Genomic DNA, 17,163 nt, shown 5'->3' with positions numbered 1-17,163 from the left:
CTTCTACTCTGAGAATGAGAGCCAGAGGCTCTAAGGAGGCATTACCAGGCTGGAGCCTGGTAACGAGGCGAACACTATCTAAAATGTTTGAATTTTGTTAGCGCAGCGTTAGCGAGTCCGCGAGCGTCATTTTGAATTTTGAATTGTTTACGGTGCTGGGTTTGGCGACTGAGCATGAACTATATCCAACTCTTCCAAAATGTCTTTGTTGAGAACTACATTCACGCTTTCTAAATTCTCTTTGAGTTGCTCCAGTGTGGTGGCACCAATAATTGTGCTAGCCACAAACCAACGACTCCGCACAAATGCCAAAGCTAGATGCGCTGCACTTAGTTGATGGCGCTTGGCAATTTCTACGTAAGCTGATACGGCTTGACTTACTTTTGGTTTGAGATAGCGCTGACCGAAATTATCAAACAAAGTGACTCTGGCTTTTTCTGGTTTGCCGTTTAGATATTTCCCAGTCAAGAAGCCAAATGCCAAAGGACTATAAGCTAGTAATCCAATTTCTTCGTGATAAACTGCTTCTGCTAAGGCTCCGTCAAATACTCGATTCAACAAGTTATAAGCATTTTGAATCGAAGCAACTTTAGGCAATCCTAACTGTTTAGCAGCGTTACTAAACTGGGCAACTCCCCAAGGGGTTTCGTTACTCAAACCGATATAGCGAATTTTCCCAGCCTTAATTACATCGGAAAAAACTGCTAGCTGTTCAGCAATGGGAACTGTTTCTTTCACCTGAGTCGGATCGAATACCGTTTGTCCAAATCGTGGCACATAGCGATCGGGCCAGTGAATTTGGTATAGATCGATATAGTCTGTTTGTAATCTTTTTAGACTATCATCTACAGCTTTTTTGATATTATCACGGTCAATTGCTTCGGCTCCACCACGTAACCATTTAAAGCCTCGACCAGGGCCCGCAATCTTAGTAGCTATAATAACTCGATCTCTTTGTTGACGCTTTAACCATTCCCCAATATAAGTTTCAGTTAATCCATAAGTTTCTCTACTTGGTGGGACAGGATACATCTCAGCTGCATCAATAAAGTTGACTCCTTGGGCAATAGAATAATTTAGCTGTTCGTGGGCTTCTTCAATAGTATTTTGTTGTCCATAAGTCATAGTGCCCAGACAAATTTCCGAAACTTTTAAGTCACTCTTGCCAAGTTGGTTATACTTCATATTTCTACGTTGTTATTCACTCGATTTAACAGTGATATTTTTGTTAGAGATTTTGCATTTTGTCAAGGGCATTATTATTTTTTAAGTAAATTAGCTTCAAACAACACTGGATTTGGCACTAAGCCAATATAAGTTTTTCAGAGAATATACAGTTTATACTCCTGTAAATCGATATTTAAAGTGTAGTTAATGCATATAGCTGTTTATTATTGCATAGATGAACCAGATAAGTAAGTTAGTTTTGGGTAATCAAAATTTTAAATATGTAGTAGAAAATACTTGCTTTTATTGGGTATTTGTGAAATAGACTGTTTTAGACTAAGTATATAGTACAATAAATCGGTAGATTTACCGTAGTAAACTAAAAATCTTAAGATTCTTCTAGAATGAAGTCTTAATAAATATTCATCTTAATTGGGTAATTTCTAAGTATCTTCTTTTTAAGACAATAAAAATATACCAAAACTATTTGGGAGAGCTAAAAAGATTTGTAGCAATGAAAAAGATTTAGGTTTTAATGAGTTGTATAATCAGGAATTTTTTGCTGCGATCGCTTCCAAGGATGCTCGTGTCTATAGCAATATGATTAACTAACATAATTTCATTTAATTATGCGATCGCAAATGTCGCAAATGTAATTAAGTTAATTTCTCTGGATTTTTTGTTATTATAAACAACTCAATTTTGTTATATTATAGATATGAGTATAAAAATCTCAATCTTTTATTATAAGCTTTTTAGGAAGTACGCTTTTTGACATTAGGGTTAAACTCTTGATTTTTCTCCCTATGCCGTGAGTTGTCTTTTCTAAAGACGGCTACATTCAGGAGAATTCCAATGTCATTAGATAAAAATATCCTTGAAAAACCAGCAAATAAGTTGCTGGCAACTTTGCCAGCCAGTGATTATGAGCGTCTTGTTCCCCACCTGAAGCTAGTTTCGCTTTCTACTCGCCAAATACTTCACCATGCAGGCGAAGCGATCGCACAGGTATATTTTCCTAACAAAGCAGTAGTTTCTATAATCACCACTATGGAAGATGGCTCGACTGTGGAAGTTGGTTTAGTGAGCAATGAAGGCATGGTGGGTATGTCCGTAATTTTAGGAGACAACACCACAACCACAACAGCATTTGTGCAGATTCCAGGTAGTGCGATGCAGATGGATGCGGATATACTCAAAAGCGAGTTCAATCGGGGCGGAGCTATTCAAAGCGTGCTGCTGTGCTACGTGCAAGCTGTATACACTCAAATAGCACAAGGATCTGCCTGCAACCGTCTTCATAGACTAGAGAGGCGGTTGGCTCGGTGGCTGCTAACAGTTTCCGATCGTCTGGAATCAGACGAATTTCCGCTCACCCAAGAATTTATCTCGCAGATGTTAGGTGTACGTCGTGTTGGTGTCACCGAAGCAGCTAACATCCTGAGCGAAGCCGGAACGATCGCCTACCACCGTGGTGAGATTCACATCCTGAATCGAGAGGCTTTAGAAAAAACCTCCTGCGAATGTTATCAGGTTATAGAAAATGAATTTATCCGTTTATTGGGCAATAAGCCCAATAAACGGCAAAAATAATTTTTTTGAAGCTTCTATGTACGGAACCGCACAGACTTGTTAAAGTCTGTTCATTTAAGCTTTTTTATATTGTCCCTGTGTTCCTTTAGAGAATACACCTTTCGACATTAGGAGCAAATTCTGAAATTCTTTCCTTGTGCCCTGAGTTGGCTTTTCTAAAGTCACCTACCTTAAGGAGAGTGACTTCTAATGTCATTAGATAAAAGCCTTTTTCAGCAACCACTAAATAAGCTGCTGGCAGCTTTGCCAGCGAGTGATTATGAACGTCTTTTCCCCCATCTAAGGCTAGTTCCGCTCCAAGTTCAGCAAATCCTTTACCAAGCAGCCGAACCCATTACACAGGTCTATTTTCCTGATAAGGCAGTGGTTTCTATAGTCACCACTATGGAAGATGGCTCAACGGCAGAAGTTGGGATAGTAAGCAATGAAGGCATGGTGGGTATCCCGGTAATTTTAGGAGACAACACCACAACCACAACAGGCTTTGTGCAAATTTCTGGCGCTGCTATGCAAATCAATGCAGATGTCTTGAAAGCCGAGTTCAATCGGGGCGGAGCTATTCAAAGCGTGCTGCTACGCTACGTACAAGCTGTATACTCTGAACTGGCGCAAGGTGCTGCCTGCAACCGTCTCCATACACTGGAAGAACGGCTGGCTCGCTGGCTACTGACAGTTTCTGACCGTCTGGAATCAGAAGATTTTCCCCTCACGCAAGAATTTATCTCCCAGATGCTAGGTGTACGTCGTTCCGGCGTGACAGTAGCGGCTAGCACCCTGAGCCGAGCCGGAATGATCGGCTACCAACGCGGTCATATTAGCATCCTGAACCGAGAGCATTTGGAAGCAACTTCCTGCGAGTGTCGTCAAGTTATCCAAAACGAATTTGCTCGGTTACTGGGCATGAAGCCCAGTAACCGAGCCAAAAAATTTTTTTGAGCTATGTGTGCGAAACCGAACAGACTGGCAAAAGTAAGTTAATTTAAAGTATTATGAGCGAATTTCTATTTTAATGTTCAGTGAGCGAAAACACTCTTAAGCTGCAAGTAAATAAGTTACTCGCGGCTTTGCCAACCAGTGATTACGAGCGTCTTCTCCCGCACCTAAAGTTAGTTTCGCTTCCCACTCGGCAAGTTCTTTACGAACCGGGAGAACCCATCACACACGTCTATTTTCCCCAAAACGCAGTGGTTTCTATAGTCACTTGTATGAGAGATGGATCGACGATGGAAGTTGGGATAGTGAGCAATGAAGGTATGGTAGGTATCCCAATAATTTTAGGAAGCAACACAACAACCACAAAAGCGTTTGTCCAAGTTGCGGGTGCTGGAATGCAGATAGATGCAGATGTTCTGAGAACCGAATTCAATCGGGGTGGAGCTATTCAAAAGCTGCTGCTGCGCTATGTACGAGCTATATATACCGAACTTACACAATCATGTGCCTGCAACCGTCTTCATTCATTGGAGGAACGACTGGCTCGTTGGCTGCTCACAGTCTCTGACCGTTTGGCATCAGAAGAATTTCCGCTCACGCAAGAATTTATCGCCCAGATGTTGGGTGTAAGGCGCTCCGGTGTGACAGTAGCGGCTAGCACCCTCAGCCGAGCCGGAATGATTAGCTACCAACGTGGTCATATTAAAATTCTGAATCGAGAGGATTTGGAAGCAACTTCCTGTGAGTGTTATCGAGTCATCCAAAAGGAATTTACTCGGTTGCTGGGGAATAAGTCAAGGCGCATAGGCGTAGCCCGCACTTCGGCTGCGCTCAGTGACCGTCGTAGACATCGCCAATGAAGAATATTAAGTTACTATGTCTGAAACCGGACAGACATTTGCTAATTGCTTCCTTTAAGATTTAGTAAAGTATGCAATCAAATAGCGCGTTTTTATGCGATCGCTACTTCTAGTCTTTATGCTACGGAGCCGTGAAAATAATGTCTAATCAATCGATGTCTTTTCAAGGTCTGCGATTGCTGATTGTTGATGATGACGCTGATACGAGAATATTACTTACTTTTCTGTTTGAATTAGAGGGAGCAGAGGTAATTGCAGCGGCTTCAGCAGACGAGGCTTTAAAAATAATGTCATCTTTTAAAGCAGACATCCTAATTAGTGACATTTGCTTACCCGACGAAGATGGCTACTCACTGCTCTTGAAAGTCAGAAATTTAGAAGCAAAGCGAGGTAGAAAGATTCCAGCGATTGCTCTAACAGCATCTACTTTCGAGGCTGACCATAAACGTGCATTATTAGCAGGTTATGATATATACCAATGCAAGCCAATAGATTTAGACGAGTTAACTTCTATTGTTGCTAGTTTAGTTGGAATCGAACAATACGTTTGTCATATTTAGATGTAACTAGAGATAAATCATTAAATAAAAAAGCTTTAACTAAACTAAATTTTATTTATTTTCAAAATTCAATGTCTACACGAGCTAACCCGTTGTAGACATCGCATTTTTTCAGGAATATTTTGACTAATTTAGCAATCTGATTTGATTTCTGAATTAATCGTAGGGACTAGGGACTGGGGACTGGGGACTGGGAAGAAGGAATAAAGCTGTACTGAGTTTTTTTCAAAAATCAAATATGAGTCCTATTTTATTTTTTATTAATTTCGCTATCAATAAAAAACTTTTTAAAATACAGGGATATAAAATATACTAAGAATAAATACAGAGAACGACCAAGTAATTCTCTGGAAGTACTCATTTTTTCATATTAAGGAGTGCATTATGGAATATCTTGCTTATTCTCAGATGTTTATTGCTCAAGAAGAGGCATCTGGAAACACTAAGTATCATCTTCCTCAACCTCAATTCAATTGGAAAAAACTGCTTAAATCTTCGGCTTGGTTAACTTTTGCTGGTGTCGGTGTATTATTTGCTGTTGTAACTCAAATTCAAGTAAGTTCAGCTGCCTATGTAAAGACTAACGGCAGTTGTTTACGTGTCCGTACCGGCCCAAGCAGCAACTACTCGTATGTGGACTGTGTACCAAATGGTGCAACACTTCCAGCAATTGAACGATATGAAAATGGTTTTGCCAGACTTTCTACAGGTAGATACGTTTTTGCGCGATGGATTGGTAATAGACCTAACAATCCTCCTGTGACTAGACCTGGCGGTGTTGGCGGTTCGGTGATTCTTACTCCTGGTTCAAAAGGTCAGCTCGTCAGAGACGTGCAAACAGCTTTAGGTAATCTTAGAATTGATGGAATTTACGGTCAAGAAACTGTTAGCCGAGTCCGAAGCTTTCAGCAAAGCAAAGGTCTACTTGTAGATGGTGTTGTAGGCCCCGAAACTCGATCGGCTCTGGGTATTTAACCAGAAGCTACCCTTGGAATATCTCGTGGTTCGGTAAATATTGTCAAACTAGTTTTAGTTTTCAGGGTTTGTAGTAAGCACTTTAGTGCTTAGAAAATAAGGACTAAAGTCCTTACTACGAACTTGCTTACCCATGAATGTAATTTTGGACAATCTGCAAAATGCGCTCTGCTGCATGACCATCCCCAAAGGGATTGATTGCGTTTGCCATCGCTTCATAAGCATCTGAGTCACTGAGTAATTCAGCAGCAGCTGCAACAATGTTCTCAGTTGTAGTGCCAACAAGTTTGGCTGTACCGGCTACCACAGCCTCTGGTCTTTCGGTAGTGTCTCTCAAAACTAGTACTGGTTTTCCCAAGCTGGGAGCTTCTTCTTGCAAGCCTCCAGAGTCAGTGAGTAAAAGATGCGATCGCCCAATTGCTCCTACCAATTCCCCATAATCTAGAGGATCTGTCAAGAAAATTCGAGGATGATTCCCTAAAAGTTCCTGCAACGGGACTCGCACTGTCGGATTTCGGTGTAATGGTAAGAGCAAAGCTGTATCAGGAAACTTGTCTAAGATTTGTAAAAAGCTTTGAGCGATCGCTAACAGAGGTTCTCCCCAATTCTCCCGACGATGAACTGTTGCTAACAAAACCCGATGTGATTCCCAGTTTAAGCCTGGGACATCGCAAACTACTTGAGTTGCAGCGACATTTAACAATGCATCAATTACCGTGTTACCTGTCATGTGAATTTCACCCAAAACACCAGAACGGTGCAAATTTTCCACAGCCCAAGGAGTCGGCGCAAAGTGCAACTGAGTAATTTGAGAAATCAATCGGCGATTAGCTTCTTCTGGGTAAGGATTGAAGATATCATCAGTTCTTAACCCTGCTTCTACATGACCAATAGGAATTTTTTGATAAAAAGCTGCCAAAGCTGCGGCAAAAGCAGTGGTAGTATCTCCTTGCACGATTACTAAATCTGGTTTTTCCGCCTTAAATAATGCTTCTAATCCTTGTAAACTACGGCAGGTAATATCATTTAGAGATTGCTGAACCTGCATAATTTCCAAGTTATAATCCGACTTGATATTAAACAGTTGCATAACCTGCTCAACCATCTCCCGATGTTGTCCAGTTAAAATTACTTGCAACTTAAATTCTGAAGACTTCTGGAAAACCTGAATCACTGGAGCGAGTTTAATTGCTTCCGGGCGAGTACCTAAGATAATGCAAACGCGTTTTTGATTAGTCATTAGTTATCTGTAATTTACCATCTATAGTCAATGGTCTATAGTCAATGCTCTATGGTCAATAGTCGGCGGTCAATCCTCACATAAACCATAAATATTAATGGATAAATCACACAAGATATAAAAAAATCGGCTTAACTTGACAAATGCATTATTTGTTTAATTAAGCTGTAATAACTATTTAAAAGTTCACATTATAAAAACCATGAAAAAACCCGGCTTAACCGGGCAGACGCACTGTTTGTCTAATTAACCTGTAATAACTATTTAATTTCACAAGTTAGAGGGCAAGCAGCGTAAACAGTAGCCTGCATTTGGTCTGCCTCTCCATGCAGCCAGCTTAACCATTTAATTTCACTAGGATGAACTCCCTTAACAGTTAGCACACCCGCAGCCAATACAACCGCCATGACATTAAACATTATTAGAGCCCCTGCTACAAGCAAAACCGCACTAACAGGCATTACAGATTGCAAGATAATCGACAACAGACATCCAACCGTAGCCATTAAGACAACTAGTGGAAAACCCACAACCAACAAACATACTGCTAATGTAAAAGTCCATATTAAAAAGCTTTTAATCATCAACAAGGAGTAGGTCTTTCCTTGATTAGAGCTTTGAGCAGAAACCATGACTTTTCCTCCCAAAATACACAACAGATTTTAATTTCAGTAATATCTCACTTTTTTGCGAGTAAACTGAATTGTCTCAGTGAAATTCAGTATATAAAAACTAATTGGGAAAATGAGCATTTATTTACTAAAGTTTACAGTTAATTTTTTGTAATTATGGATATAAAGTCAATTTTATATCTATGAGAAAAACTTGTTTACTGCATCTACCTTCAGGTATAGAACCTAAAAGGTATGAGCTTTAAACCTCGATCCCCAAGCGATCGCTCCGATTCAACTTAACATTTCTTATAAAAACTAGTAGTCTTTCTCATAATTCCTAGACGGGCTGAATAAATGAACTGCTAGTATTTGTACTGTTAATTGCTAGCAATTCGTGCCCATGCCTGGGATAAATTTCTCATCTAAGTCATGAGAATATTTACTTTAAAAGTAAAAGTATTAAATCTTACTTCGTAACCTATGTGTATTTTCTGAGGTCTTTTAAGTACTTGCGTGTGTTAAACCAGTCTAGATAGGTTAAATAATCTGTCTAAATATTCTGAGTATTGAAATCTTAGGAAATAAAAGATACCAATTGAGGTGGATGAAATAGATTGACCGTGGTTCTAGAGTTTCAATCGCCTTCTATCACCGCTAAGGCTTGCAGACAAGCATTCTCCAAAAGTCATCAAAGCAAGTGACTTTACTTCTCGTGAATTCAACTTTTTAACTGCCAAATGTGAAGATATATGACAGAATCACAGTCTCCATTAAATTCTAACTCTGCTGCCGGACGTAATTTACCACCAATGCCGCCGCCTCCACCGCCAGCCCCAACCTTTAGTACGCAGCGACAGATGACACAAACACTCGATATGTCAATGGATAGGGGCACTAATGCGCCTGTTGCAGGTCATCGTCCGGCTAGTCCACCGCCAATACCTAGTTCAGTTCGCCCTCAAAACAGCAGTCCAGAACTAACTTTAGAAAAGTTAATTAGAGAAGCTTACGATCAGGGATATTCTGACTTGCACTTGGGTGTGGGTGAACCACCCCGCTTCCGCAGCCGAGGAGAAATTCAATCAGGAGATTATCCAGAAACAGATAAAGAAACTTTTATGAGTTGGTTGCGGGAGGTGATGACTGAGGGAGAAATTCAGCGCTTTGAAGAATCCTTAGAATTTGACGGAGCAACTCAATACGAATTTGCTCGCGTGCGGATTAATGTTTTTGGCTCCCTCAAAGGGCCTGCAATGGTGTTGCGGTTGATTCCGCTAAAAATCTTAACTATGGAACAGTTGAGATTACCTCCGATTTTTCGGGATATTTGCCATCACCATAAAGGTTTAATTTTGGTAACAGGGCCCACTGGTTCTGGTAAGTCCACTACAATGGCAGCGATGATTGACTACATCAATAAGGAGATGGCCAAGCATATCATTACCATTGAAGACCCGATAGAATTTGTCCATCAAAGCCGCAAGTCCTTAGTCAAACAGCGGGAAGTGGGAATGCATACCCGGAAATTTGACAACGCTTTGAAAGCAGCTTTGCGGGAAGACCCAGATTTGATTCTGGTAGGGGAAATGCGGGACAAGGAAACCGTTAACACCGCCCTAAAAGCCGCTCAGACTGGTCACTTAGTCATGGGAACTTTGCACACCAATAGCGCGGTCAAAACCATTGAACGGATTCTCAACCTCTATTCTGGTGATGAGCAAGATGCAATGCGGGTGGCGATTTCTGAGTCTTTAGTGGCAGTAATTGCTCAAGGTTTGTGTCGCACAACTGACGGTAAGCGGGCTGCTTTCCATGATGTCCTGATCAACACTGAGGCGATTAAAGAATGGATCAAAGATGGTAAGTATGATGAAATTGGCGAGCTGATGAAACAAGCCGGCTTTGACGGCATGATTACGATGAATCAGTCATTGCTGAATCTCTATCAAGACGGACGAATCACTGAAGAAACTGCTTTGGAAATGTCACCAACTCCTAACGAAATGGCGCAGTTTCTCCGAGGTCGAGTTTAGGATTGGGAATTGGGAATTGGGCATGGGGCATGGGGCATTGGGCATTGGGCATGGAGAAGAGACTTGTTCAATATTCTCCCTCATCTCCCTCATCCCCACTCCCTACTTTCCACTCCCAAATATCTTTGTTATCCTGGTTGCGGTTATAGCTAAGGTAAAAGGTAAAGAGAGAATTTTTTACTTTTAGCTTCCTAACCTCTGTGAATAACTTGACGACAAATAAACTATCTACACCCCAGTTGTTTAAAGGCATTGCCCTATTTACACCTGGAGGAGATTTAATTTACTGCATCGACCCTAGCAAGCAAGGTCGATGGCATTTGCATTTATGCTCGGCTTTGCAAGAAATTCTAGATTTACCAGAGCCACCACACTTTTTAGTGCCTTGTTATACTGCAACTATTGACAATTGGTTAGATCCGCGCACTCAACAAGTGCGAACTTTTGCTGAAGCTTATCCGGCTGTAATTAGACATCAAGCTTTGCTTAATGCTGTTTTTGGCACAGGGGAATTAGTATGGCAAGCAGCTCCTTGGCAAGAGGGATTGTGCGATCGCATGGTGTTAACAACCTATCGTTCGTCATTTGGCCAGCTTTGGGAGGATCACGATTTAATTGTCCGTCTAGACCTTTCTGAACCTGTGCCAAAATATCACCAACCAGTAATAGTACAAAAAAAAGAAGCCATTACCCAAGGCTATGTTCTCCGCTTATTTGTTGCCGGACATAGCAGTTCTACTGAACGCATTCTGCAAAATTTACACGAATTGTTAGAGCGATCGCTCAAACACCCTTATACTTTGAAGGTGATTGATGTTTTAAGCCATCCAGAACAAGCAGAACTAAATCAGGTTTCTGCAACTCCTACCCTTGTCAAGGTTTGGCCTCATCCAATTCGGCGAATCGTTGGAGAGTTGGATCGTGTAGAAAAGATTTTACAGATGTTAGCTGTTAAGGAAAACTTTTAAGTAATTAGACTAGTTTTTTTGCTAAATGCGCGAATGGGTAGGTGTTGGTGAAAGGGTTAGTACAAAAATGGCTAGATTGCTTTATCTGCAAGAATTTGAGAGCTTTAGCATCTTGAAACCATCCGCGCACCTCATATAAACTGACTTTCAGCTATTTACAGTTAGCACAATTCCCAATCCTTATGTTATGATTTTCGCATTCGCGCTGTTGAACCTTGAAAACAAAATAACACAGGGCTTTCAAACGCCTGCGATCGCAATCAACTAAAATCCCTATTAGGGATTGAAACCCATTCTGCTTTTACTCTAGTGCGCGTTTCGGCTAAAATCGCAATCAACTAAAATCCCTATTAGGGATTGAAACATTAATTTTTAGCTGTTCTTACGTCAAAGTGGAAGATCGCAATCAACTAAAATCCCTATTAGGGATTGAAACTTGGCTTGGTTAGTATTTAATGATTACGAAATTGAATCGCAATCAACTAAAATCCCTATTAGGGATTGAAACGATTTATTGTATTCTGCTGATTCGCAAGCTCATATCGCAATCAACTAAAATCCCTATTAGGGATTGAAACTTAAATTCAGAGAATAATATTTGATATCTTGACGAATCGCAATCAACTAAAATCCCTATTAGGGATTGAAACTTCTCCAAATCGAACTAAGAAAGTGTGACATTAATCGCAATCAACTAAAATCCCTATTAGGGATTGAAACCTTTAATATCAATGCTGACACCAGTTTCGATGCTAGGATCGCAATCAACTAAAATCCCTATTAGGGATTGAAACTGAAAAGACGGCAGGAGCAGACTTAAAAAATCTGATCGCAATCAACTAAAATCCCTATTAGGGATTGAAACATTGCAGAAGACGCGATTGCAGAAGCAATTGAACAGATCGCAATCAACTAAAATCCCTATTAGGGATTGAAACGTTAATTTGGTCAATAGGGGAATACGTTAGCACCGGATCGCAATCAACTAAAATCCCTATTAGGGATTGAAACTCTTCAATTCAAATCCTTTACTGACTTTAATTACTTTAATCGCAATCAACTAAAATCCCTATTAGGGATTGAAACAGATTATGCAGGCCAAGCCCGAATATAAAGAATTGATCGCAATCAACTAAAATCCCTATTAGGGATTGAAACTGGTTTTGCGATCGCATTTGTGATGGTTGCGATTCATCGCAATCAACTAAAATCCCTATTAGGGATTGAAACTGAAGATGCCGATAGCTGGTCGCATTATGCGTAAAATCGCAATCAACTAAAATCCCTATTAGGGATTGAAACAGAAAACTCATTTTTCTCCGTAGTAGTGCTATCAGATCGCAATCAACTAAAATCCCTATTAGGGATTGAAACTTTTATCGTACTTATTAACTGATTCACACACAATATCGCAATCAACTAAAATCCCTATTAGGGATTGAAACAAATATGATTGCATTAATGGGGCTTGCATAAAAAATCGCAATCAACTAAAATCCCTATTAGGGATTGAAACAACCAGCACATTCCCCAAACTGCCAACGCTACCAATCGCAATCAACTAAAATCCCTATTAGGGATTGAAACCCTTGTTAAACACATTTTATCAAATTTAGCAAAAATGGATATCGCAATCAACTAAAATCCCTATTAGGGATTGAAACAGAAACACTTCACTTTTTTGATTTTTATCCCACATATCGCAATCAACTAAAATCCCTATTAGGGATTGAAACAATGATTATCGGTGAAATGGGTACTGGCAAAAGATCGCAATCAACTAAAATCCCTATTAGGGATTGAAACCTTTATTGACACTGTAGCAAAGGTGAATCAGAAGAATCGCAATCAACTAAAATCCCTATTAGGGATTGAAACATTGGTGATAATTCTATTGATACCGCTACACATCGCAATCAACTAAAATCCCTATTAGGGATTGAAACCTTTAAGTACACGACTTCGGGCGGTACTTTTTAGACTCAAAGAAAGTCAGCTATATTTAAGTTAATAGAGGAGCATTCGACAAATAATTTGTCGCTCTACATCAAAAAATCGGGATGACTGGATTCGAACCAGCGGCCCCTTCGTCCCGAACGAAGTGCGCTACCAAGCTGCGCCACATCCCGCCATAAAAATGGCATTGTAAATTAAGAATATCATAACCTGCACTAAATAGCAGAATTACATCTATATACGATCGCTTCATCAAAGACTTTGCTTGCTAGGATTAAGTTTGTATAACTCTAGTGGTAAAAGCGGATTGTGACTGTAAAACCAGACTGGTTGCGGGTGAAAGCACCTGGACGTGAGCGCATCGGTAACGTTAAAGAAATTTTGCGGGATTTAGCCCTCAATACAGTTTGCGAGGAAGCGTCCTGTCCGAATATTGGTGAATGCTTCAACGCTGGGACTGCCACGTTTTTGATTATGGGGCCCGCTTGTACACGCGCTTGTCCCTACTGCGATATTGATTTTGAGAAAAAACCCAAACCACTAGACCCCACAGAACCTACACGACTGGCCCAAGCTGTTCGCCGCCTGAACCTTAATCATGTAGTCATCACTTCTGTAAACCGAGATGACTTGCTTGATGGTGGTGCATCTCAGTTTATAGCGTGTATTGATGCAGTTAACTCTGTTTCACCCAACACCACAATTGAGGTGCTAATTCCTGACTTATGCGGTAATTGGAATGCTCTAGAGTTAATTCTACAGGCTGCGCCAGAGGTATTAAACCACAATACCGAAACTGTTCCACGCCTATATCGCCGGGTGCGTCCCCAAGGAAACTACGATCGCACATTAGAATTATTGCAACGCACTCGCCAACTTTCTCCTAGCACATACACTAAATCTGGCATCATGGTTGGACTTGGTGAAACTGATGCCGAAATTCGCCAAGTTATGCAAGACTTGCGATCTGTCGATTGCGACATTTTGACCATTGGGCAATATCTCCAACCCAGTCAAAAACACTTGCAGGTAAACGAATTTGTCAATCCAGAACAATTTGCTGATTGGAAGGCATTCGGCGAAGAAATCGGATTTTTACAAGTTGTTTCTTCGCCATTGACAAGAAGCTCTTATCATGCTGAACAAGTCAGGGAGTTGATGGAACGCTACCCACGCTCAAAAGTTAGGAGTTAGGAATTAGGAGTTATGAGTGAGCAGATGTACTCCAACACAAAACTTTCCGTTGCAATTCTGGGTGCGGGTGCTTGGGGTGCATCTCTGGCAAATCTTGCTGCTGCAAATGGTCATCAGGTGCGCGTGTGGTCGCGTCAAGGTTCCCAAACTCTTCAAGCAGTTTTAAAAGATGCTCAAATAATCCTGTCCGCTATCTCAATGATTGGTGTGAGAGGTGTTGCTTCTGAAGTTGAGTCTTTCCCCCTTTCTCCAGAGACAATTTTTGTGACGGCGACGAAAGGCTTAGATCCCCAAACCACCTGTACACCTTCACAAATTTGGCAAACAATATTCCCTAACCATGCAGTGGTTGTTTTATCTGGGCCTAATTTATCAAAAGAAATTCAAATGGAATTACCAGCAGCCACGGTGGTAGCTAGTAACATCCCCACGGCTGCGGAAGTAGTGCAGTTAGTATTTTCTTCTCATCGTTTCCGGGTATATACGAATCCTGATCCCTTGGGGGTAGAACTGGGAGGAACACTGAAAAATGTGATTGCGATCGCAGCTGGTGTATGCGATGGTTTACAACTGGGAACCAATGCCAAAGCTGCTTTAGTCACCCGTGGACTGACAGAAATGGTTCGTATCGGCAACAACTGGGGCGCTAAGACGGAAACATTTTATGGTTTATCGGGTCTAGGAGATTTGTTAGCAACGTGCAATAGTCCTTTAAGTCGCAATTACCAAGTCGGCTATCAGTTAGCTGGTGGTAAGTCACTTACAGAAACTCTCGCAAATTTACAAGGAACTGCTGAAGGAGTAAACACTTGCCGAGTTTTGATGCAACGAGCCAACCAACAAAACATCGCAGTCCCAATTACCGAGCAAGTTTATCGGTTACTTCAAGGCGAAATCACACCCCGACAAGCACTTGATGAACTGATGTTGCGAGATATCAAGCCAGAGTACAACTACTAGTTAGTGGTCTGTCAAATCAACTTGATAGCTAAATAAGTTAGTAGTAAGGACTTTAGTCCTTATATTAAGCACTGAAGTGCTTACTACATAACAAGCTTTCCTTAGCTTGATGGACTACTAGTTAGTAGTCTATCAAGTTGAAATTGGCACTTTCAGACTGACATACAAGACGGCGCAGGAACACGGAGAGGGTGTTTGATAATTTATCCGCATCTTCTATCTCCGTGTCGAGAGAATTTTTGCCGTTAATGCTAATCACTTTCCCGATATCTATTAGTTCTACTTATACCTGAATAATCCTGAGAAAAAATTGCTAAATCGTCAGGATATTACTTTTGCACCCATGTAAATGTGACTATGCCAATTATAAAGATGACATTCACTGAAGGATGTTTATACTGTGTTACAAAAGTTACTATCAAAAAACCATCAAGGTTGAAATATTAACTAAGTAGTTCAAATATTGCAAACCTAGCTGTGGATTTAAATAGCTATTGGTTTAATCAAAAGTTTAGCAGCCGATTAAGTTCAGTAATTCTGTATCCAATAAAACCCTTACAGTTAATTTCTAAAAAAAATTGTAAGGGAACGTTCAACCATGTTAGTTCATCGTTAATCGCGGGAACAATAGCAACAGTTGAATAGCTGACCGTAATCTAAGCTGACCGAAATCTATTGTTACCTGGAGCCATTGAGACGATCTTTATGCCAGCAACATCTTTTTATGCAGACGCCCCCTACAACACCAAAAAGTCTAGCCAGGCTTTGGACTCGGATCTCACGGTTGATGACAGTGAGTTATCGGTAGATGACCTACAGGAGCTAGAACTGGCAACTGTAGACAATGCTAACTTTGCTGCTAGCACCAACCGTCGGAGTACAGACCTAGTACGTCTATATCTTCAAGAAATTGGTCGGGTTCGCTTGTTGGGGCGTGATGAAGAGGTTTCAGAAGCTCAAAAAGTCCAACGCTACTTGCGGATGCGGATAGTACTTGCTAACGCCGCAAAGCAAGGGGATGAAGTGATTACACCCTATCTAAGGTTAGTTGAAGTTCAAGAACGTCTAACCTCGGAACTAGGACATCGCCCGTCTTTGGAAAGATGGGCTGCCACTGCTGACATAATTTTATCCGATCTCAGACCGATTTTGGCAAATGGGAAACGTCGCTGGGCTGAAATCGCTAAGTTGACTGTAGAAGAGTTGGAGCAAGTTCAATCCCAAGGACTCCAAGCAAAAGAACACATGATTAAAGCGAATCTTCGCTTAGTTGTGTCTGTTGCCAAGAAGTATCAAAATCGTGGTTTGGAATTGTTAGATTTAGTCCAAGAAGGTACATTAGGTTTGGAGCGGGCTGTAGAAAAATTTGACCCAACTAAGGGTTATCGCTTCAGTACCTATGCTTACTGGTGGATTCGTCAGGGTATTACACGGGCGATCGCAACTTCTAGTCGCACGATTCGCCTACCGGTTCACATCACCGAAAAGTTAAACAAAATCAAAAAAGCTCAACGCAAAATTGCTCAAGAAAAAGGTCGTACCCCAACTCTGGAAGATTTAGCAACTGAGTTAGAGATGACACCTACCCAAGTCCGAGAAGTTTTGTTGCGGGTTCCTCGCTCCGTTTCTTTGGAAACCAAAGTAGGAAAAGATAAAGACACTGAGTTAGGCGAATTACTCGAAACTGACAGTGTAACTCCAGAAGAAATGTTAATGCGAGAATCTTTACAAAGAGATTTGCATCATCTTCTATCAGATTTGACTAGTCGGGAGCGCGATGTAATTCTGATGCGGTTTGGTTTGGCAGATGGTCATCCTTATTCTTTAGCAGAAATTGGCCGCGCTCTTGACTTATCGCGCGAACGAGTCCGCCAAATTGAATCTAAGGCTTTGCAAAAGCTACGTCAACCCAAGCGCCGCAACCTCATCCGCGACTATTTGGAGTCTCTGAGTTAGTCATTTGTCATTAGTCATTTGTCATTAGAAAACTACACTTGACAAATGACTAGGGACAAAAGGGTGATTTTATTCCCAGGTCAAAAGCCTTTTATTGGCTTAGGACTTACGCATTGACAGAATCATGATTATGTGTATTAAAGTCCAACTTCTG

At 41.0% G+C, this 17,163-nt stretch carries 13 protein-coding genes, 1 tRNA gene and 1 CRISPR repeat array; of the genes, 10 read left to right on the top strand and 4 right to left on the bottom strand.

Annotated elements, in window-relative coordinates; all coding sequences use genetic code 11:
* Window positions 1-147: 147 nt before the first annotated feature.
* A complete protein-coding gene (locus tag RMZ42_RS26185; protein WP_322674162.1) occupies window positions 148-1,185 on the bottom strand; it encodes an NADP(H)-dependent aldo-keto reductase in 1,038 nt (345 codons plus the stop codon).
* A gap of 837 nt (window positions 1,186-2,022) precedes the next feature.
* Here RMZ42_RS26185 and RMZ42_RS26180 point away from each other — a divergent pair.
* The 5 genes from RMZ42_RS26180 to RMZ42_RS26160 all read left to right on the top strand — a co-directional run bounded on the left by RMZ42_RS26180 (window position 2,023) and on the right by RMZ42_RS26160 (window position 6,088).
* Entirely contained in the window at window positions 2,023-2,760 is a 738-nt protein-coding gene (locus RMZ42_RS26180) for a Crp/Fnr family transcriptional regulator (RefSeq protein WP_322674161.1), read from the top strand.
* A 189-nt stretch (window positions 2,761-2,949) separates the two neighbouring features.
* Window positions 2,950-3,696: a Crp/Fnr family transcriptional regulator gene (locus RMZ42_RS26175; protein ID WP_322674160.1), complete on the top strand. Its 747-nt coding sequence runs from the start codon at window positions 2,950-2,952 to the stop codon at window positions 3,694-3,696.
* A gap of 80 nt (window positions 3,697-3,776) precedes the next feature.
* Complete coding sequence (locus tag RMZ42_RS26170; protein ID WP_322674159.1) at window positions 3,777-4,553, top strand: Crp/Fnr family transcriptional regulator; 777 nt, start codon at window positions 3,777-3,779, stop codon at window positions 4,551-4,553.
* A gap of 140 nt (window positions 4,554-4,693) precedes the next feature.
* The gene (locus RMZ42_RS26165; protein WP_322674158.1) at window positions 4,694-5,113 is read left to right on the top strand and encodes a response regulator; all 420 of its coding nucleotides are present in this window, start codon (window positions 4,694-4,696) and stop codon (window positions 5,111-5,113) included.
* 384 nt (window positions 5,114-5,497) lie between these two features.
* Window positions 5,498-6,088 carry a peptidoglycan-binding domain-containing protein gene (locus tag RMZ42_RS26160; RefSeq protein ID WP_322674157.1) on the top strand — a complete coding sequence of 197 codons (591 nt, stop codon included), beginning with the start codon at window positions 5,498-5,500 and terminating at the stop codon, window positions 6,086-6,088.
* 127 nt (window positions 6,089-6,215) lie between these two features.
* Here RMZ42_RS26160 and wecB read toward each other — a convergent pair whose 3' ends face one another.
* Both wecB and RMZ42_RS26150 read right to left on the bottom strand, forming a co-directional pair.
* Window positions 6,216-7,328 (bottom strand): non-hydrolyzing UDP-N-acetylglucosamine 2-epimerase, encoded by a 1,113-nt coding sequence (wecB, locus tag RMZ42_RS26155; protein WP_322674156.1) that lies wholly within the window; start codon window positions 7,326-7,328, stop codon window positions 6,216-6,218.
* Between the two features lie 260 nt (window positions 7,329-7,588).
* Entirely contained in the window at window positions 7,589-7,960 is a 372-nt protein-coding gene (locus RMZ42_RS26150; RefSeq protein WP_322674155.1) for a hypothetical protein, read from the bottom strand.
* A 731-nt stretch (window positions 7,961-8,691) separates the two neighbouring features.
* Between RMZ42_RS26150 and RMZ42_RS26145 the strand changes: the two genes are divergently transcribed.
* Window positions 8,692-9,975, top strand: coding sequence for a type IV pilus twitching motility protein PilT (locus tag RMZ42_RS26145; protein ID WP_322674154.1), 1,284 nt, complete (start codon window positions 8,692-8,694; stop codon window positions 9,973-9,975).
* Window positions 9,976-10,175: 200 nt separating this feature from the next.
* On the top strand, window positions 10,176-10,943 hold the full coding sequence (locus RMZ42_RS26140) for a circadian clock KaiB family protein (RefSeq protein WP_322674153.1): 768 nt from the start codon (window positions 10,176-10,178) through the stop codon (window positions 10,941-10,943).
* A gap of 253 nt (window positions 10,944-11,196) precedes the next feature.
* Window positions 11,197-12,889: a CRISPR direct-repeat array (repeat unit 37 nt; unit sequence ATCGCAATCAACTAAAATCCCTATTAGGGATTGAAAC).
* A 109-nt stretch (window positions 12,890-12,998) separates the two neighbouring features.
* On the opposite strand, the gene RMZ42_RS26135 is transcribed toward RMZ42_RS26140, so the two are convergent.
* Window positions 12,999-13,072: transfer RNA gene (locus RMZ42_RS26135), tRNA-Pro, on the bottom strand.
* Between the two features lie 136 nt (window positions 13,073-13,208).
* Here RMZ42_RS26135 and lipA point away from each other — a divergent pair.
* The 3 genes from lipA (at window position 13,209) to sigC (ending at window position 17,009) form a co-directional block, all read left to right on the top strand.
* Window positions 13,209-14,093, top strand: a complete 885-nt coding sequence (gene lipA / locus RMZ42_RS26130) for a lipoyl synthase (protein ID WP_322674152.1) — start codon at window positions 13,209-13,211, stop codon at window positions 14,091-14,093.
* Window positions 14,094-14,117: 24 nt separating this feature from the next.
* A complete protein-coding gene (locus tag RMZ42_RS26125; protein ID WP_322674209.1) occupies window positions 14,118-15,053 on the top strand; it encodes an NAD(P)H-dependent glycerol-3-phosphate dehydrogenase in 936 nt (311 codons plus the stop codon).
* Between the two features lie 705 nt (window positions 15,054-15,758).
* On the top strand, window positions 15,759-17,009 hold the full coding sequence (gene sigC / locus RMZ42_RS26120) for an RNA polymerase sigma factor SigC (protein WP_322674151.1): 1,251 nt from the start codon (window positions 15,759-15,761) through the stop codon (window positions 17,007-17,009).
* Window positions 17,010-17,163 lie beyond the last annotated feature (154 nt).

Origin of the sequence: Nostoc sp. DedQUE05 (assembly GCF_034530955.1) — a bacterium.
Lineage (GTDB): Bacteria > Cyanobacteriota > Cyanobacteriia > Cyanobacteriales > Nostocaceae > Nostoc.
Note: the sequence above shows the minus strand (reverse complement) of the source record. Positions and strands in the feature narration are given on the sequence as shown.

Coding starts and splice junctions, on each gene's coding strand:
- RMZ42_RS26185 (WP_322674162.1), bottom strand. CDS start 1,185: ATGAAGTATAACCAACTTGGCAAGAGTGACTTAAAAGTTTCGGAAATT.
- RMZ42_RS26180 (WP_322674161.1), top strand. CDS start 2,023: ATGTCATTAGATAAAAATATCCTTGAAAAACCAGCAAATAAGTTGCTG.
- RMZ42_RS26175 (WP_322674160.1), top strand. CDS start 2,950: ATGTCATTAGATAAAAGCCTTTTTCAGCAACCACTAAATAAGCTGCTG.
- RMZ42_RS26165 (WP_322674158.1), top strand. CDS start 4,694: ATGTCTAATCAATCGATGTCTTTTCAAGGTCTGCGATTGCTGATTGTT.
- RMZ42_RS26160 (WP_322674157.1), top strand. CDS start 5,498: ATGGAATATCTTGCTTATTCTCAGATGTTTATTGCTCAAGAAGAGGCA.
- wecB (WP_322674156.1), bottom strand. CDS start 7,328: ATGACTAATCAAAAACGCGTTTGCATTATCTTAGGTACTCGCCCGGAA.
- RMZ42_RS26150 (WP_322674155.1), bottom strand. CDS start 7,960: ATGGTTTCTGCTCAAAGCTCTAATCAAGGAAAGACCTACTCCTTGTTG.
- RMZ42_RS26145 (WP_322674154.1), top strand. CDS start 8,692: ATGACAGAATCACAGTCTCCATTAAATTCTAACTCTGCTGCCGGACGT.
- RMZ42_RS26125 (WP_322674209.1), top strand. CDS start 14,118: ATGTACTCCAACACAAAACTTTCCGTTGCAATTCTGGGTGCGGGTGCT.
- sigC (WP_322674151.1), top strand. CDS start 15,759: ATGCCAGCAACATCTTTTTATGCAGACGCCCCCTACAACACCAAAAAG.